Source organism: Streptomyces geranii, from assembly GCF_002954775.1.
Taxonomy (GTDB): Bacteria; Actinomycetota; Actinomycetes; order Streptomycetales; family Streptomycetaceae; genus Streptomyces; species Streptomyces geranii.
On the sequence record NZ_PJME01000047.1, the window covers coordinates 34,899 to 57,971 of the forward strand.

At 70.1% G+C, this 23,073-nt stretch carries 18 protein-coding genes; 1 reads left to right on the plus strand and 17 read right to left on the minus strand.

Translation table 11 applies throughout. The features are described from left to right. Nucleotides 1-8: 8 nt before the first annotated feature. The 6 genes from CW359_RS35575 to CW359_RS35600 form a co-directional block, all read right to left on the minus strand. Nucleotides 9-1,652 (minus strand): beta-N-acetylhexosaminidase, encoded by a 1,644-nt coding sequence (locus tag CW359_RS35575; RefSeq protein WP_105974347.1) that lies wholly within the window; start codon nt 1,650-1,652, stop codon nt 9-11. Further along, the gene (locus tag CW359_RS35580) at nt 1,649-2,536 is read right to left on the minus strand and encodes a carbohydrate ABC transporter permease (protein WP_198655514.1); all 888 of its coding nucleotides are present in this window, start codon (nt 2,534-2,536) and stop codon (nt 1,649-1,651) included. Before CW359_RS35580 ends, CW359_RS35575 begins: the two co-directional genes overlap by 4 nt. Next, nucleotides 2,536-3,453 (minus strand): carbohydrate ABC transporter permease, encoded by a 918-nt coding sequence (locus CW359_RS35585; protein ID WP_198655515.1) that lies wholly within the window; start codon nt 3,451-3,453, stop codon nt 2,536-2,538. Before CW359_RS35585 ends, CW359_RS35580 begins: the two co-directional genes overlap by 1 nt. A gap of 38 nt (nt 3,454-3,491) precedes the next feature. After that, nucleotides 3,492-4,808: an extracellular solute-binding protein gene (locus CW359_RS35590; RefSeq protein ID WP_105974348.1), complete on the minus strand. Its 1,317-nt coding sequence runs from the start codon at nt 4,806-4,808 to the stop codon at nt 3,492-3,494. 240 nt (nt 4,809-5,048) lie between these two features. Further along, a complete protein-coding gene (locus tag CW359_RS35595) occupies nt 5,049-5,345 on the minus strand; it encodes a DUF3039 domain-containing protein (protein WP_053741615.1) in 297 nt (98 codons plus the stop codon). A gap of 30 nt (nt 5,346-5,375) precedes the next feature. After that, nucleotides 5,376-5,951, minus strand: coding sequence for a YqgE/AlgH family protein (locus CW359_RS35600; RefSeq protein ID WP_105974349.1), 576 nt, complete (start codon nt 5,949-5,951; stop codon nt 5,376-5,378). 280 nt (nt 5,952-6,231) lie between these two features. On the opposite strand from CW359_RS35600, the gene murA reads away from it, so the two are divergent. Then, nucleotides 6,232-7,578: a UDP-N-acetylglucosamine 1-carboxyvinyltransferase gene (murA, locus tag CW359_RS35605; protein ID WP_105974350.1), complete on the plus strand. Its 1,347-nt coding sequence runs from the start codon at nt 6,232-6,234 to the stop codon at nt 7,576-7,578. Between the two features lie 191 nt (nt 7,579-7,769). Here murA and CW359_RS35610 read toward each other — a convergent pair whose 3' ends face one another. The 11 genes from CW359_RS35610 to CW359_RS35660 all read right to left on the minus strand — a co-directional run bounded on the left by CW359_RS35610 (nt 7,770) and on the right by CW359_RS35660 (nt 22,758). Then, the gene (locus tag CW359_RS35610) at nt 7,770-8,051 is read right to left on the minus strand and encodes an HU family DNA-binding protein (RefSeq protein WP_105974351.1); all 282 of its coding nucleotides are present in this window, start codon (nt 8,049-8,051) and stop codon (nt 7,770-7,772) included. A 360-nt stretch (nt 8,052-8,411) separates the two neighbouring features. Beyond that, nucleotides 8,412-9,836 (minus strand): NAD-dependent malic enzyme, encoded by a 1,425-nt coding sequence (locus CW359_RS35615; RefSeq protein WP_105974352.1) that lies wholly within the window; start codon nt 9,834-9,836, stop codon nt 8,412-8,414. Nucleotides 9,837-10,170: 334 nt separating this feature from the next. Continuing rightward, entirely contained in the window at nt 10,171-12,483 is a 2,313-nt protein-coding gene (locus CW359_RS35620) for a HelD family protein (RefSeq protein WP_105974353.1), read from the minus strand. Nucleotides 12,484-12,645: 162 nt separating this feature from the next. Further along, the gene (locus CW359_RS35625) at nt 12,646-13,434 is read right to left on the minus strand and encodes an anti-sigma factor family protein (protein WP_105974354.1); all 789 of its coding nucleotides are present in this window, start codon (nt 13,432-13,434) and stop codon (nt 12,646-12,648) included. Between the two features lie 38 nt (nt 13,435-13,472). After that, nucleotides 13,473-13,994 (minus strand): sigma-70 family RNA polymerase sigma factor, encoded by a 522-nt coding sequence (locus CW359_RS35630; RefSeq protein WP_044471680.1) that lies wholly within the window; start codon nt 13,992-13,994, stop codon nt 13,473-13,475. Nucleotides 13,995-14,353: 359 nt separating this feature from the next. Continuing rightward, the gene (locus CW359_RS35635; RefSeq protein ID WP_105974356.1) at nt 14,354-14,929 is read right to left on the minus strand and encodes a CGNR zinc finger domain-containing protein; all 576 of its coding nucleotides are present in this window, start codon (nt 14,927-14,929) and stop codon (nt 14,354-14,356) included. 700 nt (nt 14,930-15,629) lie between these two features. Then, the gene (locus CW359_RS35640) at nt 15,630-16,799 is read right to left on the minus strand and encodes a uroporphyrinogen-III synthase (RefSeq protein ID WP_105974357.1); all 1,170 of its coding nucleotides are present in this window, start codon (nt 16,797-16,799) and stop codon (nt 15,630-15,632) included. Between the two features lie 124 nt (nt 16,800-16,923). Further along, nucleotides 16,924-18,306 (minus strand): nitrate/nitrite transporter, encoded by a 1,383-nt coding sequence (locus CW359_RS35645; protein WP_105974358.1) that lies wholly within the window; start codon nt 18,304-18,306, stop codon nt 16,924-16,926. Nucleotides 18,307-18,569: 263 nt separating this feature from the next. Next, the gene (locus CW359_RS35650) at nt 18,570-19,796 is read right to left on the minus strand and encodes an acyltransferase family protein (protein WP_105974380.1); all 1,227 of its coding nucleotides are present in this window, start codon (nt 19,794-19,796) and stop codon (nt 18,570-18,572) included. A gap of 35 nt (nt 19,797-19,831) precedes the next feature. Then, nucleotides 19,832-22,042: a bifunctional polysaccharide deacetylase/glycosyltransferase family 2 protein gene (locus CW359_RS35655; RefSeq protein ID WP_105974359.1), complete on the minus strand. Its 2,211-nt coding sequence runs from the start codon at nt 22,040-22,042 to the stop codon at nt 19,832-19,834. After that, complete coding sequence (locus CW359_RS35660) at nt 22,042-22,758, minus strand: hypothetical protein (protein ID WP_105974360.1); 717 nt, start codon at nt 22,756-22,758, stop codon at nt 22,042-22,044. The genes CW359_RS35655 and CW359_RS35660 overlap by 1 nt, the downstream gene beginning before the upstream one ends. Nucleotides 22,759-23,073: the final 315 nt, after the last annotated feature.

The following is a 23,073-nucleotide window of genomic DNA, read 5'->3' on the forward strand; positions in this document are numbered from 1 at the left end:
GCGGGCCCTCACACGGTCGGGGGCGTCCCCTCGATCGGACGTCCGAGCACTCCGGGCCGCCGCTGCCACGGACGCGGCCCCGCGGGTGGCCGATAGCCGACGCCCAGGGCGTCAAGTCGCCCGTAGTGGGCGGTCATCCGGCGTTCGAAGTCGGCGTAGTCCCGGTCGGCGGGCGCGGGCAGGGTGCTCCAGGCGACCTCGGCGAACGCGGCCAGCCGAGGGAAGGCCTGGTAGTCCACGCGCGCGGTGTCCTCCATCACCTCGGTCCACAGGTTGGCCTGGGTGCCGAGGACGTGCCGCGCCTCCTCGGGGCCCAACTCCGGTGGAACCGGCTCGAAGCGGAAGACATCCTCAAGGGTGCGGACGTACCCGATGGGGACGGGTTCGTCGGGGCCGCCGTGCTGACGGTGGTCCAAGTAGACCTGCTGCTCGGGGCACATGACGACGTCGTGTCCCGCGCGCGCGGCCGTGATGCCGCCCGCGTAGCCGCGCCAGGAGGAGACGGCGGCCCCCTCGGCCAGCCCGCCCTCCAGGATCTCGTCCCAGCCGATGAGCCGACGCCCGCGCGCGGCAAGCCATTTGTCGAAGTGTCCGACGAACCACGACTGCAGCCCGTCCTCGTCACCGACCCCGAGTTCCGCGATCCGGGCCTGCGCGGCGGGCGACTCGCGCCACTGGTCCTTCGGGCACTCGTCGCCGCCGATGTGCACGAACTCCCCCGGGAACAGGCCGAGGAGTTCCTCGAAGACGCCCTCGAAGAAGCGCAGGGTGTTGTCAGTGGGGGCGAGTACGTTCTTGTTGATGCCCCAGGTGTCCCAGACGGAGAGGGAGGTCGTGTCGATGACGTCGGTGTTGCCGAGTTCCGGATACGCGGCGATCGCGGCCTGCGAGTGTCCCGGTACGTCGATCTCGGGGACCACGGTGATATGCCGCTCGGCGGCGTAGGCGACGATCTCGCGGATGTCGTCCTGGGTGTAGAAGCCCCCGTGCGGCTTCTCCTCCCAGAGCGGTGAGGCCCGGTGGCCGAATTTCGTCCGGGCCCGCCAGGAGCCGACCTCCGTCAGCCTCGGGTACCGCTCGATCTCGACGCGCCAGCCCTGGTCGTCCGTCAGGTGGAAGTGGAAGACGTTGAGTTTGTGCGCCGCCATCAGGTCGAGGTAGCGCAGGACGCCTTCCTTCGGCATGAAGTGCCGGGACACGTCGAGCATCAGGCCGCGCCAGCGGAAGCGGGGGCTGTCCTCGACGAAGGTGCCGGGTACGAGCCACCGCCGGCCGGGGACCACGGGAGCACGCCGGAAGGCTTCGGGGCCGAGCAGTTGACGGAGCGTCTGGGCGCCCCAGAAGACACCGGCCGGCCCTCCGCCGTGGATGGTGATGTCGTCCCCGTTGACGTACAGCTTGTAGCCCTCCGGGCCGAGATGTCCGGCGTCCCCGGGCATGACCCGCAGCCGGACGGTCTCGCCGTCGTCCCCCGCGCCGGGCGGCAGTGCGAGCCCGGTCGCCGCCCCGAGGACGCCACGCAGCCAGCGTTCTGTCGCCTCGGTACCGGGCCCGGCGTCGATCACCGTGTTCTCGTCGAACACGAAGCCGCCCGCGACCCTGACGTCCCGCACGGCGACGGGCGCCGGAATCAGTTCGTTCACGTCAGTCAGTCCTTAACCGCTCCACCGAGCCCCGACACCAGTCGGCGCTGCACGAGTACGAAGAACACCAGCACCGGAATCGTCATCACCGTGGACGCGGCCATCACACCGCCCCAGTCCGGGTCGTCGGGCTTGTAGAAGACCAGCAGGGCCATCGGCAGCGTCGACTGGGAGGTGTCACTGATGATGAACGACTTGGCGAACAGGAAGTCGTTCCAGGCCGAGATGAAGGAGAACACGCTCGTCGCCACCAACCCCGGGAAGACGAGCGGGAAAAGGATCTGCCACAGGAATCGCGACCGGCTCGCCCCGTCGATGTACGCGGCCTCCTCCAGCGCCTCCGGAACGGCCTTCACGAAGCCCCGCAGCATCCAGATCGCGAAGGGCAGCGAGAAGGCGATGTGCGGCAGGATCAGCGAACCCAGGGTGTTCAGCAGACCGAAGTCCCGCATCTGGAAGAACAGCGGGATCGTGAGCGCCTCCACGGGCACCATCTGCGCCACCAGGAACATGATCAGCAGAGTGGTCCTGAAGCGGAACCGGAATCGGGTCACCGCGGTCGCCGCGAGAAACGCGATCAGCGCCGAGACGACGACCACGGAACAGGCGACCACAAGGCTGTTGAGAAAGTACCGGCCGAATTCCTGCTGCCCGAAGACCCGCCGGAAGGAGTCGAGCGAGGGCTCCAGCGTCCAGGGCCGGGGCTCGCTCGACTCGATCTCGCCGGCCGGTTTGAAGGCGCTGAGGACCATCCAGTAGAGGGGGAAGGCGACGACGGCCGCGATCACCAGCGCCGACACCTCGGCGGCCAGCCGCCAGGGCCGCCGGACGAACCGCCGTACGCCACGCACGCCCTGGACACGCTGGACACGCTGGACAACGTTGCCGGACATCACAACTCCTCCCCCTGCCTGCGCAGCAGCCGCAGGTACACGAGCGTCACGGCGAGCAGGATCAGCAGCATCACGATCCCGATGGCCGAGCCGAGGCTGTACTGGGAGGAGGCGAAGGCCTGTTGGTAGGCGTAGACGTTGAGGGTGAGGTTCTGGCCGGCGATACCGCCGCCGTTCGTCATGACATAGATCTGTGTGAACACCTTGAAGTCCCAGATCACCGACTGGATGGTGACGACCACCAGGATCGGCCGCAGCATCGGCGCCAGCACCGAGCGCCAGACGCGCAGTTGGGACGCGCCGTCCAGGGAGGCCGCCTCCAGCACCTCGGCCGGTACGGCACGGATGCCGGCGTACACCGTGACCATCACGAACGGGAAGGAGCACCACACCACTTCGAGCAGCACCAGGAGGAAGGCGCTCAGCCGTCCGTACGTCCACGAGTGGTCCCCGAGGCCCAACACCCGGTTGACGGGCCCGAAGTCGGGGTCGAACAGCAGCAGCCACACGGTGGACCCGGTGACCGCGGGCGTCGCCCACGCCCCGAGCGCCGCGAGCATCAACGCGAGCCGGGGCAGCGCACGGACCCGGGTCAGCAGCACGGCGAGCGCACACCCGACGGAGAGCGTGGACACCACACAGGCGGCGGCGAACAGGACGGTGGCCAGCAGCACTTGCCAGAACTGAGAGTCGGAGAAGATCTCCCGGTAGTTGGCGAGCCCCTCGAAGGTGGTCGGCTGACCACCACTCACCTGCGCCTGGGTGTACTGGAAGAACGAGATCAACCCGAGCTGATAGACGGGGTAGAGCAGCAGCCCACCGAGGACGACAAGAGCGGGCGCGAGATACAGCCAAGGGACACTGGACCTCGCCAAGGGGCGCGAGGAACTGCGCGACAAACCACGACCCACCCGCACCCGCGAACGCTCCGCACTCCCCACCCCGATAGGCGCCGTCACCCCACAGACCCAAACGCGGCGTCCATCTTCTTCGCCGCATCCGCAGAAGCCGCCGCGACATCCTTCTTGCCGCTGACGATCTCCTGGAACATCGTCGGCAGCACCAGCGACGAGTCGATCTGCGACCACGCCGGCGACGCCGGCACGAACTTCGTACCCGCCGCGAGCGTCTTCACGAACGGCGCGACGTACGGCTGCTTCCGGGCGACCGCGTCACGCGTGTCGGCGAACGTCGGCAGGAAGCCCATCGCGTCGAAGAGTTCGGCCTGTGTCTTCTTGGAGGCGAGCTGCTCCATCAGGTCGACGGCGAGCGTCCGGTGCGAAGTGCTGTTCAGCACACCGAGGTTGTTCCCGCCCGCGAACGCCGGCGCGACCGAGCCGGCCTCGACACCCGGCAGCGGTACGACCGCGTACTCGCCCTTCACCTTGCCCGCCTCGACGGCGGTGTGGCTGAAGTCGCCGCCGATCGCCATGCCCGCCTTGCCCGCGGCGAAGGCGGTGATGGTGTCGTTGCCGCCCATGCCCGCGCACTTGGCGGCGGGACAGTTGTCGTCGCCGAAGAGCGAGGTGTAGGCCTTGATGCCCTTCCGGGAGGCGGCGCTGTCGATGGCGGAGGCGTACGAACCGCCCCGGCCGGTGGCGAGTTCGCCGCCGTTGGCCCAGACGAACGGCATCGCGCCGTAGGTGTAGGCGCCGCCGACGACGAGGCCGTAGAGGTCGGGCCTGGCCGCGCGGATCCGGTGGGCGGTGTCCGTCAACTCGGCCATGGTCTTGGGGACTTCGAGGCCGAGTTCCTTGAAGACGTCGGTGCGGTAGTAGAGGGCGCGGACGCCGACGAAGAAGGGGGCGCCGTAGACCTTGCCGTCGACGGTGACGGACTGACGGGCGGTCGGGTCGGTGTCCGAGGCCTCGCCCCAGGCCGAGAACTCCTTGGTGATGTCGAGGAGTCCGCCGTCGGCGACGTAACCGGCGGTGTCCGTGTTGCCGTACTCGATGAGGTCGGGGGCGCTCTTCGGGTCGTTGAAGGCGGCCTTGATGCGCTGGGCGCGGGTCTCGACGGGGATGTACTCGATCTTGACCTCGGCGCCCTTGTGGGCCTTCTCGAAGGCGTCGACGACCGACGTGACGACCTTCTCCTTCGGGGTGTTGCCGACCTCCTGGAAGAGCCACACGCGCAGGGTGCCGGTCTGCTCGTCCTTGCCGGAGGAGGAGTTGTCCGACGTTTCGGGGGCACAAGCGGTGGCGGTGAGCCCGGCGAGGGCCAGGGCGGCCACGGAGGCGACCAGCCGGGCGGACCGAACAGAGAGCTTCATCTGGCGTTTCCTCCGGTGAAAGCGTTGCAACATGCGCAATGGATGTTTCGCTCTGCACAACACCACGGAGGTTATGGACTGCAGGGACATGGCCACAAGAGGTCTCGACCACCTCTCCACCACTCTGTGACCGACCGACGCATCCCGTGCAACGACAGACAACGCAAAGGTCCCCAGGGCACGCAAAACGCACCCTGGGGACCTCGCACACAACTGAACAACCGGCCAGCAGCGCCGGCCCTACTTCTTGCCGTCGCCCTTGCCCTCGTCGCCGCCGGAGCCCATGGACTCGTAGATCTCCTTGCACATGGGACACACCGGGTACTTCTTCGGATCGCGGCCCGGCACCCACACCTTGCCGCACAGCGCCACGACGGGAGTCCCGTCGAGGGCGCTCGCCATGATCTTGTCCTTCTGGACGTAGTGGGCGAAGCGCTCGTGGTCGCCGTCGCCGTGCGAGGTCTGCGGCGCCGGTTCGACGAGGGTCCCCGTACCAGTCCCGCGCTGGGGCTGGGTCTCAGGCTCAAGAGTGCTCATAACCGCCAAGGGTACTTAAGGTCACAGCGGTCAGTTGAGCGAAGGGTCGTCCGGGTACGTGGCGACCATCGCCAGTTCGCTGCGCTGGCGTCTGAGCACCTCGCGCCACAGGCGTTCCGGCGCCGGCGAGGAGATGTCCCCCGGCTCCGACTCGACGACGTACCAGGCCCCGTCCGTCAGCTCGTCCTGGAGCTGCCCCGGGCCCCAGCCCGCGTACCCGGCGAAGATCCGCAGCGAGCCGAGAGCCTTGGCGAGCAGCTCGGGCGGGGCCTCCAGGTCGACGACGCCGATCGCGCCGTGCACGCGCCGCCAGCCGAGCGGGGTGCGCTCGCCGGACAGGCCGCCGCCGGGGATGACCGCGACGCCGAGCGCCGAGTCGAGGCCGACCGGGCCGCCCTGGAAGACGACGCCCGGATCGCCGGCGAGCTCCGCCCAGCCCTCCAGGATGTCCCCGACGTCCACCGGGGTGGGGCGGTTGAGGACGACGCCGACGGAGCCCTTCTTGTCGTGGTCGAGAAGGAGCACCACCGCGCGGTCGAAGTTGGGGTCCGCCAGGGCCGGCGTTGCCACGAGCAGCCGCCCTGTGAGCGAGGACACCTCGGTCATGCCTGACATGATCCCGCATCTTCCCCCGGTGCGGGGAGCCAATCGGGGTACCCAAGTGAACGCAGCTCAGGGCGTAAAGGCGCAGGGCGGGCGCGTCCGGCGTACCGGTGACCGCATGTGCCCGGCGGCGAACGGTTCGTGTTGTGGCAAACCTATGACACGGCTGGGCGGCGCTTGGGCTTACAGAAGGGGGGTGTACGGCGATTACCCTTGCTCTTCGGCTCCAGGCCCCTGTCGAGCCCGCCCGACACCCCGCCCAACTCATCGGAACGCGAGATACATGACGGTCAACGGCACAGACGACGTACTGCTTGTCCACGGCGGCACCCCGCTGGAGGGCGAGATCCGTGTCCGCGGTGCGAAGAACCTCGTACCGAAGGCCATGGTGGCCGCCCTGCTGGGCAGTGCGCCAAGTCGACTGCGCAATGTCCCCGACATCCGTGACGTCCGTGTCGTACGCGGGCTGCTGCAGCTGCACGGGGTGACGGTCCGTCCGGGCGAGGAGCCGGGCGAGCTGGTGATGGACCCGACGCACGTGGAGAGCGCGAACGTCGCCGACATCGACGCCCACGCGGGTTCGAGCCGTATCCCGATCCTCCTCTGCGGCCCTCTTCTCCACCGTCTCGGCCACGCCTTCATCCCGGGCCTCGGCGGCTGCGACATCGGCGGCCGGCCGATCGACTTCCACTTCGAGGTGCTGCGGCAGTTCGGCGCGACGATCGAGAAGCGGGCGGACGGGCAGTACCTGGAGGCGCCCCGGCGGCTGCGCGGTACGAAGATCACCCTGCCGTACCCGTCGGTGGGCGCGACCGAGCAGGTGCTGCTGACGGCCGTACTGGCCGAGGGCGTCACCGAGTTGTCGAACGCGGCCGTGGAGCCGGAGATCGAGGACCTCATCTGCGTACTGCAGAAGATGGGCGCGATCATCGCCATGGACACCGACCGGACGATCCGGGTCACCGGTGTCGACAAGCTCGACGGCTACAACCACGCGGCCCTCCCGGACCGCCTGGAGGCCGCGTCGTGGGCGTCGGCGGCGCTGGCGACCGAGGGCAACATCTACGTCCGGGGCGCCCAGCAGCGCTCGATGATGACGTTCCTGAACACCTACCGGAAGGTCGGCGGCGCCTTCGAGATCGACGACGAGGGCATCCGCTTCTGGCACCCCGGCGGCCAGCTGAAGTCGATCGCGCTGGAGACGGACGTACACCCCGGTTTCCAGACGGACTGGCAGCAGCCCCTGGTGGTCGCCCTGACGCAGGCCACGGGCCTGTCGATCGTCCACGAGACGGTGTACGAGTCCCGCCTCGGCTTCACCTCCGCGCTCAACCAGATGGGCGCGCACATCCAGCTCTACCGCGAGTGCCTCGGCGGCTCCCACTGCCGCTTCGGCCAGCGCAACTTCCTCCACTCGGCGGTCGTATCGGGCCCCACCCGCCTCCAGGGCGCCGACCTGGTCATCCCCGACCTCCGAGGCGGCTTCTCCTACCTCATCGCCGCTCTGGCGGCCCAGGGCACGTCGAGGGTCCACGGCATCGACCTGATCAACCGCGGCTACGAGAACTTCATGGAGAAGCTCGTAGAGCTTGGCGCGAAGGTCGAACTCCCCGGCAAGGCCCTCGGATAGCAGCACCGGTCGTACGAACGCCGATGGGGCGGTCACCCAAATTTGGGTGACCGCCCCATCGGCGTCAACTGCATCGCCCTCAAGGGGCGCGGGGCTGTGTCCGACTATGCGGCTGCGCCGCAGGGGCGCGACCAGCCACAACGGCCCCGCAGTCGCCCGCGGCGCCAAGCCGCAACGGCGAATAGGCGCCCCTACTTACCCTTGGCCGCTTCCTTCAGCTTGCTGCCCGCGGAAACCTTGACGCTGTAGCCGGCGGGGATGTTGATCGGGTCGCCGGTCTGCGGGTTCCGCGCGGTGCGAGCGGCACGGTGGGTGCGCTCGAAGGTCAGGAAGCCGGGGATGGTGACCTTCTCGTCGCCCTTGGCGACGATCTCACCGACGGTCTCGGCGAACGCGGCCAGAACGGCGTCGGCGTCCTTGCGAGTCACCTCGGCGCGGTCGGCCAGCGCGGCCACCAGCTCACTGCGGTTCATGTTGTTACTCCCGTGTTCTTCTTGCTGTTGAGGCGTGCCCCGCGGCGGAGCCGCGTGGTGGGCACAGCGAAGCCGATGCTGCCAGGGTCCTCGGTGGGTCCCCGGACCCGGGTCCGTCGTCGGACCCTCGCGCCCGAAGACGCATCCTGCCCCCACCTGCGGCGGGAAAGCCAATCCGGCACCCCTGGGAGTCACACGAACACCCTTGGGAGTCACCTGGAAAGCGTCACCGGCGCGGGGCCGAGCGGGTTGAGTCTGGCCGCCACCCTAGAGCCGCCCGGGGGCGGGGTGCCCCCGACGCGCCGGTACGGAGGACCGTGGCAACCGTCACATATTGTGCTCGTCCGGCCGTGCGGACGCCTACTCGGCGCTCGCCGCAGCCGCCGCGGCCTTCGCCGCCTCCCGCACCGCACCGGCCACCGCGCCCGCGACCTTGTCGTTGAAGACGCTGGGCACGATGTAGTTCGGGTTCAGCTCGTCCTCGCTGACCACGTTCGCGAGTGCGGTCGCCGCCGCGAGCATCATCTCGGTGTTGACCGTGCGGGACTGCGCGTCCAGCAGGCCCCGGAAGACACCCGGGAAGACCAGCACGTTGTTGATCTGGTTCGGGAAGTCCGAGCGGCCGGTGGCCACGACAGCGGCCGTCTGGCGGGCGATCGCCGGGTCGACCTCGGGGTCGGGATTCGCGAGCGCGAACACGATCGCGCCCTCCGCCATGGCGGCCACGTCGTCGCCGTCGAGGACGTTCGGGGCCGAGACGCCGATGAACACGTCGGCGCCGCGCACGGCCTCCTTCAGCGTCCCGGTGAGGCCCTCGGGGTTGGTGTTGTCGGCGATCCAGCGCAGCGCGGAGCCGGGGGCGGCGTTCACCAGGTCGGCGCGGTCCGCGTGGACGACGCCGTGGATGTCGGCGACGACCGCGTTCTTGACGCCCGCCGCGAGCAGCAGCTTGAGGATGGCCGTACCGGCCGCGCCGGCGCCGGACATGACGACCCGGATGTCACCGATCGACTTGTTGGTGACGCGCAGGGCGTTGGTGAGGGCGGCCAGGACGACGATCGCGGTGCCGTGCTGGTCGTCGTGGAAGACGGGGATGTCGAGGGCCTCGCGCAGGCGGGCCTCGATCTCGAAGCAGCGCGGGGCCGAGATGTCTTCCAGGTTGATGCCGGCGAAGCCCGGGGCGATCGCCTTGACGATCGTGACGATCTCGTCGGTGTCCTGGGTGTCCAGGCAGATCGGCCAGGCGTCGATGTCGGCGAACCGCTTGAACAGGGCCGCCTTGCCCTCCATGACCGGCATGGCGGCCATCGGACCGATGTTGCCGAGGCCGAGGACCGCGGAGCCGTCGGTGACGACCGCGACGGTGTTGCGCTTGATGGTGAGGCGGCGGGCGTCCTCGGGGTTCTCGGCGATCGCCATGCACACGCGGGCGACACCCGGGGTGTAGATCATCGAGAGGTCGTCACGGTTGCGGATCGGGTGCTTGGCCTGCATCTCGATCTTGCCGCCGAGGTGCATCAGGAACGTACGGTCGGAGACCTTGCCGAGCGTCACGCCCTCGATGCCGCGGAGCTTCTGCACGATCTCGTCGGCGTGCGCGGTCGAGGTCGCCGCGATGGTGACGTCGATCCGGAGCAGTTCGTGGCCGGATGCGGTGACGTCGAGGCCGGTCACCGAGCCTCCGGAGGACTCCACGGCGGTGGTGATCTGGGAGACCGCGGTTCCGCTCGCGGGCACCTCCAACCGGACCGTGATCGAGTAGGAGACGCTGGGCGCCGTTGCCATGGCCGACTTCCTTCTGCTTTCACCCTGATGCTTGGTTTGCTGTCCGATCGTCGCACCTACCGTTGAGTAGCTGGTAGCGGGGCCTCTATTGCGAACGTTTTGTTCTCAATACGTTCTTCGGCCAAAAGCAAAAAAGAGGTCCACGCCACCGGGTGGCGTGGACCTCCTCATGCACTGCTTCGTTCAAGTGGCACCGACCCGCCATGCTCGCCTCGCGGCAAGTGGTCGCTCGTAGCGACGAAGGTTGGGCCCGGGGGCTTGGATCGAGCCGGTGCCACGTCAACGGTAACAAACGATCCCCGTAAGGCAATTCCCATCGGCCACACTCTTGGCCTCAGTCACGGAGAAGGTCCGGCACCCCTTCCGCGTCGGGCTCGTCGCGGTCCGCCGAGACGACCGTGAGCTGCTGGGTCGCCCTGGTCAGGGCGACGTACAGCACGCGCAGGCCGGCCGGGCTCTCGTCGGCGATCTCGGCCGGGGAGACGACCACGGTGGCGTCGTACTCCAGTCCCTTGGCCTCCAGGCTGCCCAGGGCCACCACGCGGTCGCCCAGGCCCGCCAGCCAGCGGGCGGCCTCCTCGCGGCGGTTCATGGCCACCACTACGCCGACCGTGCCGTCGACGAGGTCCAGGAGGCGGGCGGCCTCCTCGCGGACCGACTTGGCCAGCGAGCCCCGTACGGCGACGAAACGCGGCTCGACGCCCGTCGAGCGGACCGCCCTCGGGGACTCCGAGCCGGGCATCGCCAGGGCCAGGACCTTGGCGGCCAGGTCGGCGATCTCGGCGGGGTTGCGGTAGTTGACGGTGAGGGTGAAGCGGCGGCGGGGGCGGGTGCCCAGGGCCTCGTCCCTCGCCTCCGCGGCCTCGTCGGGGTCGGACCAGGAGGACTGGGCCGGGTCGCCGACGACCGTCCAGGTGGCGTGCCGGCCCCGGCGGCCCACCATGCGCCACTGCATCGGGGTGAGGTCCTGGGCCTCGTCGACGATGACGTGGGCGTACTCGGTGCGCTCCTGGGCGAGCCGCTCGGCGCGTTCGCGCTGCGACTCCTCCCGTACCGGCATCAGCTCTTCGAGGCCGGTGAGCTGGTCCAGGGGGTCCAGGTCGCGTCTTTTGCGGGGGCGGGCCGGGGTGCCGAGGATCGCGTTCAGCTCGTCCAGCATGGCCACGTCGTGGACGGAGAGGCCGTCGCGCTTGAGGGCGCGGGCGACCCGGCGGACCTCGCCCGGGTTCAGGATGCGGCGGGCCCAGCGGCCGAGGCGGCGTTCGTCGGACATCGCGGCCAGGACCGAGGCTGGGGTCAGTTCCGGCCACCAGGCGTCGAGGAACGCGATGAAGTCGTCCTCGGTCGTCACGTCCTCGTCGAAGGACGAGCGGAGTTCCGCCGCCAGCTCCGGGTCGGTGTGCCGGCCCTGGGCGCCCGAGCGGGCCCACAGGGCGTCCAGGAGGAGCCTGCGGGCGCGGGGGCGCAGCAGGTTGACGGGGGCCGTGCCGCTGAGCGCCGACTCGCGGATGCGGGCCAGCTCGGGGGCCTCCAGTTCGATACGGCGGCCGAAGGCGACGACCCGGAGCAGGGTGAGCGGCTGGTTGTTCTCCAGGGCTCCTCTCGCGGCCTTCCGCAGCACCTTCAGCATGCGGTACGAGCCCTTGGCGCGGGCCACGGCCGGGGCGTCGTACAGGGTGGCCTCGGCGCCGTCGACCAGGGAGCCGATGGCGCGGATCGCGACCTGGCCCTCCTCGCCGAGGGAGGGCAGGACGCCCTCCGTGTACGCCACGAGCAGCGGCGTCGGGGAGACGATCAGGATGCCGCCCGCGTACCGGCGGCGGTCCTGGTAGAGGAGGTAGGCGGCGCGGTGCAGGGCGACGGCCGTCTTTCCCGTCCCCGGGCCGCCCTCGACGTACGTCACCGAGGCGGCCGGGGCGCGGATCACCAGGTCCTGTTCGGCCTGGATGGACGACACGATGTCCCGCATGGTGTGGCTGCGGGCCTGGCCGAGGGCGGCCATCAGGGCGCCGTCGCCGATCACCGCCAACTGCCGGCCGTCCAGGGACGCCGTCAGCTCGGGGCGCATCAGGTCGTCCTCGACGCCGAGGACCCGCCGGCCCTTGGAGCGGATGACGCGGCGCCTGACCACCCGGCCCGGGTCGACCGGGGTCGAGCGGTAGAAGGGCGCGGCGGCCGGAGCGCGCCAGTCGATGACGAGGGGCGCGTAGTCCGCGTCGAGGACGCCGATACGGCCGATGTGCAGGGTCTCCGCGATGTCCGCGGTGGAGTCGGGGCGCACGGCCCCCTCCGCGGGCTCCACGGCCGTGTACGCGCCGTCCGGGCCCTTCTTGCCGTCCATGCCCCGCAGCAGGTCGATACGGCCGAAGAGGAAGTCCTCGAACTCGTTGTTCAGCCTGTTGAGGTGGATGCCGGCGCGGAACACCTGGGCGTCCCGTTCGGCGAGCGCGCCGGGGGTGCCGACCTGGCCTCGTTTCGCCGCGTCGTGCATGAGGAACTCGGCCTCGTCGATCTTCTCCTCAAGACGCCGGTACACCCGGTCCAGGTGTTCTTGTTCGACGCTGATCTCGCGGTCGCGGACGGAGTCCTGTGCTGAGGAGTCCTCGACCGGTACGAGCGCCGTTTCCTGCTGAGCCTGAGCGGCCACCGGGCCCCCTTCTGACGTGCTGGGCAGCCGTCAACCGTACGCGAAAAAGCGGCCCGGAAGCTACGCGACCGCCCCGGGACACCGTACGAGTCTTCGTACGAGGCATCCCGGGGCGGTCGCTGAGCGGTGGAGGAACGGTGGTGGAACGGTTTTGCGACGGGGTCAGGCGTCGACCTCGACGAGCTGCTTGCCGGTGGAGGTGACGACCTCGAAGTGGTCGATCTCGTCGGCGTTGAAGGCCGTACCGCCGTGGATGTAGAGCGGGTCGCGGGCGGTCGCGTTCGTCGAGTCCTTGATGCCGTAACCCCACTTCGGGACGGACCAGTTGGACATCGTCTCGCGCGAGCCGTCCTTGCCGACGACGATGAGCGAGCACTTCAGCGGGCCCTTGACGCCGGCCAGTTCCAGGACCGCGCCGACGCCCCACGCCTTCGACTGCATCGCCACGGTGGCGGTGACGTCGGTGTTGGGGTCGGTGGCGGAGACCCGGTCGGTCATCCCGGCGAACTCGTCCTTGGCGGAGGCCGTCTTCGTCGTGACCGTGGGCGACGGGGTGGCGACGCTGCTGGTGTCGCCGCCGGTCGTCGCGAACACCGTGGCCGGGCCGCCGATGATGAGGGCCGCCGCGGCGGCCACCATGTAGAAGCTGCGCCGGCGTTTGACCGCACGCCGTTCCGCGACCTCGTCGACCAGTCTGGTCGCCAGCTGCGGACTCGGGCGGGCGGACAGCGACTCGCCGATGGCGGGCGAGCCCTGGGCACCGGGCAGGTCCGCGAGGGCGGCCAGCATCGGTTCCATCCCGGCCAGCTCGTCGAGCTGCTGGGCGCACCACTCGCAGCCGGCGAGGTGTGCCTCGAAGGCCGTGGCCTCCGCGTCGTCGAGGATGCCGAGGGCGTAGGCGCCTACGGTCTCGTGTTCGTTCGGCCCTTGGGACCCCTGCGCTCCTCGCATGGAACCAGGACTACCCGCTCCGAACCCCCCGTAAATGCTCATGCCGTCACCCCCCGCTCCTCCAGTGCGAGCTTCATCGAACGCAGGGCATAGAACACCCGTGAGCGCACCGTTCCGCTGGGTATGCCCAGCGTTTCGGCCGCTTCGTTCACGGTACGCCCCTTGAAATAGGTCTCGACCAGTACCTCCCGGTGGGCAGGGGTCAGGTCGTCCAGCGCGTCCGACAACGTCATCAGCCACAACGCCTTGTCGATCTCGTCCTCCGCGGGGATCACCTCCAGCGGCGACGGGTCCACCTCCTGCGGCCGGGCCTGCCGGCTGCGGTGGCCGTCGATGACGATGCGCCGGGCGACCGTCACCAGCCAGGGGCGTACCGAACCGGTTGCTCGATTGAGCTGACCGGCGTTCTTCCAGGCACGGATAAGTGTCTCCTGGACGACGTCCTCGGCGCGTTGCCGGTCTCCGGCGACCAGCCTGAGGACGTATGCCAGCAGAGGCCCTGCGTGCTCGCGGTACAACGCACGCATCAAGTCCTCGTCGGGTTCCGAGGGCTGGGACATGCGATGTCGGGCCCTCGGTGCTCGTTCATTGGCCACGACGGAATCCTTGCGCACGCCCACCTCCGCTGTCCCGGGTTCCCCCAGTCGGTCGCTCCCCCCGAGGTACGCAGGAGGCGTGCGGGATGTTCAACGCGCGACCACAACTTTCTTTATCTGGACGAGACGTGAGGGACAAGGGAGCACATTTCTGCCGCAAGTGCTTTACATTTTCGCCACACTGGCAAGATCGGGGCAGTGCCCGCGGCGCGCCGAGTGGAAACTCCGGTGTTATCAAGGTCACTGCAACCTGCGGGAGTTGGCAGGCCCGATTCCGCCCGACAGGCCCGCTATGAGCGAACTGTGACCGACCGGCGAGCGGTCTACGCGCGTGCGAGGGCGGCCCGTCTGCGATGCCTCGCGACCCGTTCGCGGTTGCCGCAGATCTCACTGGAACACCATCTGCGCCGTCTGCCCCGGGACGTGTCCAGGTACACGATCGGGCAGTTGTCGCCCTCGCACTGGCGCAGACACGCACGTGCGACGGGGTCGGTGAGCAGTTCCACGGCGTCCCTGGCGACGACGCCGAGCAGCGCCGCGCAGTCGGGCGGGCCGTGCAACTCCCGTACGAGGGTGCCGTCCTCGGCGCGGACGGCGCGCGGGGCGGGGGGTGCGGGGCGGGCGAGGTCGTTGAGGCGGTCGAGGTGGCGGGGGTCGGCGGGGGCGGGGCCGCGCACCAACGTGCCGGTGAGGTCGCGCAGTTCACGGAACCGCTCGGCCCAGGAAGCGTCGGCGTGCGGCAGCGGGGTGCCCGGCGGGACGAGCCCGGACCCGGTGATCCAGGCCCGCAGCGGGTCGGCTGCGCCGAGGCGCTCGTGGGGGTGGGTGGTCGCCAGCAGGTCCAGGCAGATCCGCCCGGCGTCGAAACGCGGCGCGTATGGGGCTGGGGGTGTGGCCACGGTCGTCTCCGATGCGGATGTCAGTGACGGGGGTGGGTTGGGGTTGGGGGCTGCGGGGATTGGGGGGCTGGAGGTTGGGGGCAAGGGGGCTAGGGGGCAGGGGAATCGGTGCCTCTACAGTGCCTGGCCGGTGTCGTGGCCGGAAGCCCTTGGCTCCGCCGGATGGGCGGTTCGTTTGGCTGCGGGCCGGTGGGGGTTTGTTGCGCAGTTCCCCGCGCCCCTATCGGGGTGGCGTGCGTGGTTTCTTTGGGTGCGGGACGGTGGGGGCTGGTCGCGCAGTTCCTCGCGCCCCTGGCGGGTGGGCGTGTGTGGTTTCTTTGGCCGCGGCCCGGTGGGGGCTTGTCGCGCAGTTCCCCGCGCCCCTGCCAGGGGTGGCGTGCGTCGTTTCTTTGGCCGCGCGTTGGTGGGGGCTTGTCGCGCAGTTCCTCGCGCCCCTCACCCGGGGCGTGCGTGGTTTCTTTGGCTGGGGGGTGCCGCTGGTGTGCCGGGTGGGGCGCGTCCTTCAGGGGCGCGGGGAACTGCGCGCTCTGCCACCACCGGGCCGCGGACGAAGGAATCACGCCCGCCCACCCGATAGGGGCGCGGGGAACTGCGCGACCAGCCCCCGCCGGCCTGCAGACGAAGAAACCGCGCGCGCCCACCCGTCAGGGGCGCGGGGAACTGCGCGACCTGCCCCCGCCGGGCCTCAGGGTGGAAAGGGCTACGCGTCGGAGTACTTCGCGTCCGCTGCTGGGTCCAGGGCCAGGCGGTAGCCGCGTTTTACTACCGTCTGGATCAGTTTGGGGGCGCCCAGGGCCGTGCGGAGGCGGGCCATCGCTGTTTCCACCGCGTGTTCGTCCCGGCCCGCTCCGGGCAGCGCGCGGAGGAGGTCCGCTCGGGCCACCACCCAACCCGGGCGGCGGGAGAGGGCGCGGAGGAGGGACATGCCGGCCGGGGGGACGGGACGTAGCGCGCCGTCGACCAGGACCGCGTGGCCGCGGATCTCCACCCGGTGGCCGGCGATCGGCAACGCCCTTGCGCGGGCCGGGAGTTCCTGGCAGAGGAGCTGGACCAGGGGGCCCAGGCGGAAGCGTTCGGGAGAGACCGTGTCCACGCCGTGGGCCTGGAGCGGGAGCGCCGTCACCGGGCCCACGCACGCGGGGAGCACGTCGTGGTGGAGGGCCGCCAGGAGTTCCGGAAGGAGGCCCCTTTCTTCCGCTCGGGAGAGGAGGGACGCCGCCGCCGGGGCGCTTGTGAACGTCAGCGCGTCCAGGCCTCGGGAGACCGTCGCGTCGAGGAGTCGGTCCACCGGGCCGATGTCCTCCGGTGGCATCCAGCGGTACACCGGCACGCCGACGACCTCCGCGCCGGCCGCCCGCAGCGACTCGACGAAGCCCGGCAGCGGCTCGCCGTGCAGCTGGATGGCGATACGGCGGCCGTCCACCCCCTCCTCCAGGAGGCGGTCGAGCACCTCCGCCATCGATTCGGAGGACGGTGACCAGTCCTCCGTAAGGCCTGCGGCCCGGACGGACCCTTTGACCTTGGGGCCGCGGGCGAGGAGTTCCACGCCGCCGAGGCAGGCGAGGAGGTCGTCGCCGAGGCCCCAGCCGTCGGCCGCCTCGATCCAGCCCCGGAAGCCGATCGCGGTGGTCGCGACGACGATGTCCGGCGCCTGGGCGATCAGCTGCTTGGTCGCCGCGAGCAGCTCGCTGTCGTCGGCGAGCTGCACGATGCGCAGCGCGGGCGCGTGTACGACGACCGCGCCCCGCCGCTGGAGGAGTGTCCCGAGTTCGTCGGCCCGACGTGCGGCCGTGACACCCACGGTGAACCCCGCGAGGGGGCCGTGGTCGGGCTGGGCCGGTCGCTGTGGTCGCTGCTCTTCGTCGTACATGGCTCTCGTCCCGCAGTCGGGTCACATCTCTGCACTAGCGTGCCGAACGAGCCTGTCAACGGCGCGTGACAGGCTCGGTTCGGATTCATGTCGCCGGTGTTACTTAAGCCCCTCAGGGCGAGTGTCACACCTCGGCATAGCTGAGCTGCGGCTTTGCCTCCGACGCCGGGGTCGCGGTGGCCGTTGTGCCGAGCGGGCGGCGAAGGTATACGGCCCAGGTGACCAGGAAGCAGACCCCGTAGAAGGCGAGGAAGGCGACGAAGGCACCGGTGCCGGAGCCGACGCTCAGGAAGGACTGGCGGAGGGAGAGGTTGATACCGAGGCCGCCGAGCGCGCCGACCGCGCCGATGATGCCCATGGTGGCACCGGAGAGACGGCGTCCGTAGGCCGCGGCCTCCTCACCCTCCAGTCCCTTGGCGAGCGCCTTGGCCTGGAAGATGCCGGGGATCATCTTGAAGGTCGAGCCGTTGCCGAGGCCGGAGAGGACGAACAGGGCGATGAAGGCGACGGTGAACAGGGGCAGCGACTTCTGGGTGGACGCGAAGACGATGACCCCGGTGGCGCCCGCCATGCCGACGTAGTTCCACAGGGTGATCTTCGCCCCGCCGAAGCGGTCGGCGAGGGCGCCGCCCACGGGCCGGATCAGCGAGCCGAGCAGCGGGCCGATGAAGGTGACGTACGCGGACTGGAGCGGCGTACGCCCGAACTGCGTCTGCAGGACGAGGCCGAAGGCGAAGCTGTAGCCGATGAACGACCCGAACGTCCCGATGTAGAGGAAGGACATGATCCAGGTGTGCGCGTCCTTGACGGCCTCCTTGGCGGCGCCGGTGTCGTTCTTCAGGTGCGCGATGTTGTCCATCTTGACCGCGGCCAGGACGGCGGCGATGAGGATCAGCGGGATGTAGATCCCGAGGAGCACGCGCGGCCCGCCGCTCGCGCCGATGACGGCGAGCCCGATGAGCTGCACGACCGGGACACCGATGTTGCCGCCGCCGGCGTTGAGCCCGAGCGCCCACCCCTTCTTGCGGAGCGGGAAGAAGGCGTTGATGTTGGTCATGCTGGAGGCGAAGTTGCCGCCACCGAGACCGGCGAGCATGGCGCACACCAGGAACGTGTTGAAGGAGGTCCCCGGTTCCATCACGATGAACGCCGCGATCGTCGGGATGAGGAGCAGCGACGCGGAGACGATGGTCCAGTTCCGGCCACCGAAGATGGCGACGGCGAAGGTGTAGGGGACGCGGACGACGGCGCCGACGGCGGTCGCCATCGACACGATGAAGAACTTGTCCGCCGGGGTGAGCCCGTACTCCGGTCCCATGAACAGCACCATCACGGACCACAGCGTCCAGATGGAGAAGCCGATGTGCTCGGAGAGCACGGAGAAGAACAGGTTGCGGCGGGCGACCTTCTCGCCGGTCGCGTTCCAGAAGGCCTCGTCCTCGGGATCCCAGTGCTCGATCCAGCGGCCTCCCCTGCCGGGTGCGGGGGCTGAACTAGGGGCTGTCATGACGCCTCCACGGTGGTCCGGGGCTCGGGTGGTTCGTTTCGGGGTACTGAGCGGTGATGAGTCCCGAAGGTAGGCAGAGCGCGTTTCCGCACTGTGGCTGTGGGTGACCGGAAGGGAACTTTGCTCTCACCCCGCGAGGAGGTGGGATGAGAGGTTAACCAGACGGAGGTCACGGGCGGGGCACGGAGACGTCCGTGACCATGCGGAAGCGACGCGGAACGGCCCGGCACCCACCGGGGTGCCGGGCCGTTCCCTCACGTGTCTCACCTGCGGTGGCCCGCACCGCCTCGGGCGGGCCGTCGCTTTTCCGGGCCGCTCGGCCACAGGCGGGGCTTTCGTTTCGCCGCCAGGTCCTCCGCCCAGCCGAAGCAGGCGACGCAGGCGGCGATCAGGAGCCAGGTCAGGGCCAGTACCGGCCAGGGGCTCTCCAGGAGCCAGGCCGCGTTCTGTTCCAGGGGTTCGAACGCCCACAGGCGGTCCCACTGGGTCGCGGCGATCAGGATGCAGGTGTTGTGCCAGAGGTAGATCGTCACGGCACGGGAGTTCAGCAGGGTGATCGGCCTGTCCCAGCGGCGCAGTCGCTTCGGCCACTCCGACCAGGACGGGCTGACGTGCAGCAGCAGCATCACCGTGCCGCAGGACCAGAGGGCCTGGGCGAAGGGCATGGAGTCCAGGTCGTTGCCCTCACCGAAGTCGTGGTTGAGGGCGTACCAGAGGCCGACCATGGCGATGACCGGGGCGATGGACGGGACGATGTAGCGCGGCAGGCGCTGCAGGACGCCCTCCTGGTGGGCCATGCCGAGGATCCAGCAGGCGCCGAAGGTGCTGAAGTCGGTGAGCGCCGACGGGATGCGCTCCCCCGGCAGGGTGATGTACCCGAACTCGAACGCCGCCGACAGCGCGATCGGCGCGGCGATGGTGGCCACCGGCAGCGCGCGCAGGGCGCGGAGCAGGAACGGCGAGAGGAGTACGTACCAGAGGTAGGCGCGCAGGTACCAGAGCGGTCCGGCGAGGTCGGCGGCCCAGTTCTCGCCGATGAAGCCGTGGACGCCGGGCAGGCCCTCGGCGAACGGCGGGTCGCTCAGCGGGAGGATCCAGTAGGTGAGGTGCAGCCACCACCAGCCGGGGTGGCCCTCGGCGTCCGGGCCCCAGCCCTGGAGGACCATGCCGGTGACGCCGACGACGCCCAGCAGCCACATCGGGGGCAGCAGGCGGCGTACGCGGCTCTTGATGACCTGGCCTGCGGGCCGCTTCAGGGAGCGGGCCATCAGGTTGCCCGCCAGGGCGAACATCACGCCCATGGAGGGGAAGAGCAGCGGGAGCCAGGCCCAGCCGGTGAGGTGGTAGAGGACCACGCGGAACAGGGCGAGCGCGCGGAGCAGGTCGAAGTAGCGGTCCCGGCCGCCGGACGGGCGCGGGGCCTGCTCCGGGATCGGGGCCGTGTCGGACAGCTCGTCGGTCGCGCCGGTTCGCGTGCTGGGTACGGTCATCGCGTGCGGCGCCTTCTGGGGAGAGTGGTACGTGCTCATCCGACCGGCCGCCGCTCCTGCGCCGGTGCCTGCTGCGGCACCCCGCCGGGCATGCCGACCGCTCCGGTCCGGCGCAGCTTCTGCCAGCGCAGCCGGCCTCCGGTGAGCGCGGTGATCCAGGACTGGAGCAGGACGACGTACATGAGCTGGCGGTAGAGGATCTGCTGGAGCGGCAGGGATATCAGGTGGGTCATGGGTTCCTTGTCGAGGCGGAACGCGTAGGCCGCGCACACCACCTGGATCGCCAGTACGCCCAGCCAGGCGACGATCGTCTTCTCGGTCGGGCCGAACACCAGCCCGTAGAGGAGGAAGACGTCGATCAGGGGGGCGAGGAGCGGGGCCAGGACCATGAACAGGGAGACCAGGGGCAGGCCGACGCGGCCGAAGCGGCCGGAAGGGCCGCGTTCGATGACCGCGCGGCGGTGCTTCCAGATCGCCTGCATGGTGCCGTACGACCAGCGGTAGCGCTGGGACCAGAGCTGCTGGACGGACTCCGGGGCCTCGGTCCAGGCGCGGGCGTTCTCCGCGTACACGACCCGCCAGCCGTCGCGGTGCATCGCCATGGTGATGTCGGTGTCCTCGGCGAGCGTGTCGTCGCTCATGCCGCCGACCCGCTTGAGCGCGCTGCGCCGGAAGGCGCCGATCGCGCCGGGGATGGTCGGCATGCAGCGGAGCATGTCGTACATCCGGCGGTCGAGGTTGAAGCCCATCACGTACTCGATGTGCTGCCAGGCGCCGATCAGCCGGTCGCGGTTGCCGACCTTCGCGTTGCCCGCGACGGCGCCCACGCGCGCGTCGCCGAAGGGCTGGACGAGTTCGCGGACGGTGGACGGCTCGAAGACGGTGTCGCCGTCCATCATCACGATGATGTTGTAACGGGCGTTCGCCACACCCCGGTTGAGGGCGGCGGGCTTGCCCGCGTTGAGCTGGCGGACGACGCGTACGTTCGGCAGGCCCAGGTTTTCGACGATGCGGGCGGTGCCGTCGCTCGACCCGTCGTCGACGACGATCACCTCGATGGGGTGGTCGCTCTCCATCAGCGAACGGACCGTCTGCTCGATGCACTTGGCCTCGTTGTAGGCGGGCACGAGGACGGAGACGGGTTCGGTGACGGGCGGGCCCCAGCGGAAGTTCTTCCTGCGCACCTTGCGGGCGTGCAGTACCGACAGCAGGAGCATCAGCCCGAACCGGGCGATGACCAGCGCGCCGATCACGGCGAGGCCGACGACCAGGGTGTCGGTGATGTGCTCGGACGCCTGCACGGCGTACACCCACGCCTGGCCCTTCCAGCGCTCCGTCCCGACCACGGCGGTGTGCGCGCTCGGGGCCTTGAGGGCGGCGGTGAGGGTGTCGAACTCGTAGCCCCGGTCCTGGAGTTGGCCGATGAACCGGTCGAGCGCGGCGACGGTCTGGGAGCGGTCGCCACCGGAGTCGTGCATGAGGACGATCGCGCCGTCGTCGCCCTTGGGCGTGGCCCGGCGGATGATCTCGTCGACGCCGGGGCGCTGCCAGTCCTCGCTGTCGGTGTTGTTGACGACCGTGATGTAGCCGCGGCTGCCGATGTACTCGGTGACCGGCCACGACTTGTTGTCCATGACGGCGGCGAACGAGGAGTACGGCGGCCGGAAGAGCGAGGTGCGGATGCCCGCGGCGCCCGCGAGGGCCAGCTGGTTCTGGGACAGCTCCCAGTCGATGCGCTTCTTCGACTGGTAGGAGAGGTCGGGGTGGTTGAAGGTGTGCAGCCCGATCTCGTGGCCCTCGTCGACCATGCGCCGGACCAGTTCGGGGTAGCGCGAGGCCATCGTGCCGGTGATGAAGAAGACGGCGTGCGCGTCGTGCTTCTTCAGTACGTCGAGGACCTTGGGCGTCCACTTGGGGTCGGGACCGTCGTCGAAGGTGAGGACCAGCTCGCGGTCCGGCATGTCGAGGCTGGCCGTCTGGCCGCCCCGGGTGTCGATGACCGGGCCGCCCTCCAGGATCTCCTTGGGGACCTGGTCGGCGGAGGCGGGCGACTGGACCCGGTGGTCGGCGAGGATCTCGTTGTGCACGTACCCGCGCAGCATCAGCATCGCCATCAGCGCGAGGAGGACGAGCGAGGGCAGCAGCTGGCGCAGGGGCAGCCGGCGCCTGGGGCGCGGGGCGGACCTGCGGGACCTGCCGGTGTTCCGGGTGTTTCGGGTGGCTCGACGGCTGGTGCGGGATGCCATCAGATGACGTACTCCGGGGAGGTGGAACCGGCGGTGCCCGGGTCGGCGGGGCTCGGGCCCCCGCCGGCCGGGCCCTCGGACGCGATCGGTACCGGCTCCTGCGAACCGCCCGCGACCGGGTCCGTGCCGGGGTTGGTCGACGGGGACGGGTCGGGCGACGGGTCGGGGCCGCCGGACGCGGACGGCGACGGGGAGACGGACACCGACGGGGACGGGGCGGGGTCGGAGACGCTCGGGCTGGGGTCCGGGTCGGGCCTGCTGGCGCTGGGCGCGGGCTTGGCGCTGGTCGACGTGCTCGGCCGGGCCGCGCTCGCGGACGGCTCCGGGGTCGCGCTGGTCCCCTGCGACGGCACGGCGCTCGGGCCCACCGACGCCTCCGGGGTGGGCGAGGACCCGGCCGACTCCGACACGGGCGCCGACTCAGCGGGCAGCGGGCTCGTCTCGACCTGACCGGCCGGCTGTTCGTCCTGCTGGCCCGGGACCGGCAGCCAGGGGGCGTCCGAGTTGCCGGAGAGCAGGGTGCCGACGATGACGACGGCGTACACGGCGCAGGCGATGCCCACGACTATGCCTATGCGGCGGTACCGGCGACTGCGGCGGCCGGTCTCGTCGACGAAGACGGGACCGTCGCCCGCACCGGCGTCCGCGCCCTCCTTGGCCTGCCGGACGAGCAGTTCCTCAAGCTGCCGGCCGACGCCGTCGAGCTGGACGGTCACCTCGTGCGGGTCATGGGTGTGGCCGACCTCGACGGGGTTCTCCCAGGCACGGCGGTAGGGGACCCCGAAGGAGATCCCACTGTCTCCGCTGCCGCCGCTACCGCCACTGCTTCCGGTGTGCCCGGGCCGTGGCGGAGCACTCGCGTCACGCTGTCTGGGTACGGGACCGGAAGCCTCGAACTCGTTCGACGGGCTACCCGTGCTACCGGCCTCGGGTTGGGCGTCTTCACGCCACTTATTCACACGCACGCACATCCCCCCACGGGAACCTTTCGGGTGCGCGTACGATTCCGGGATTTTCGTACAACAAGTGTT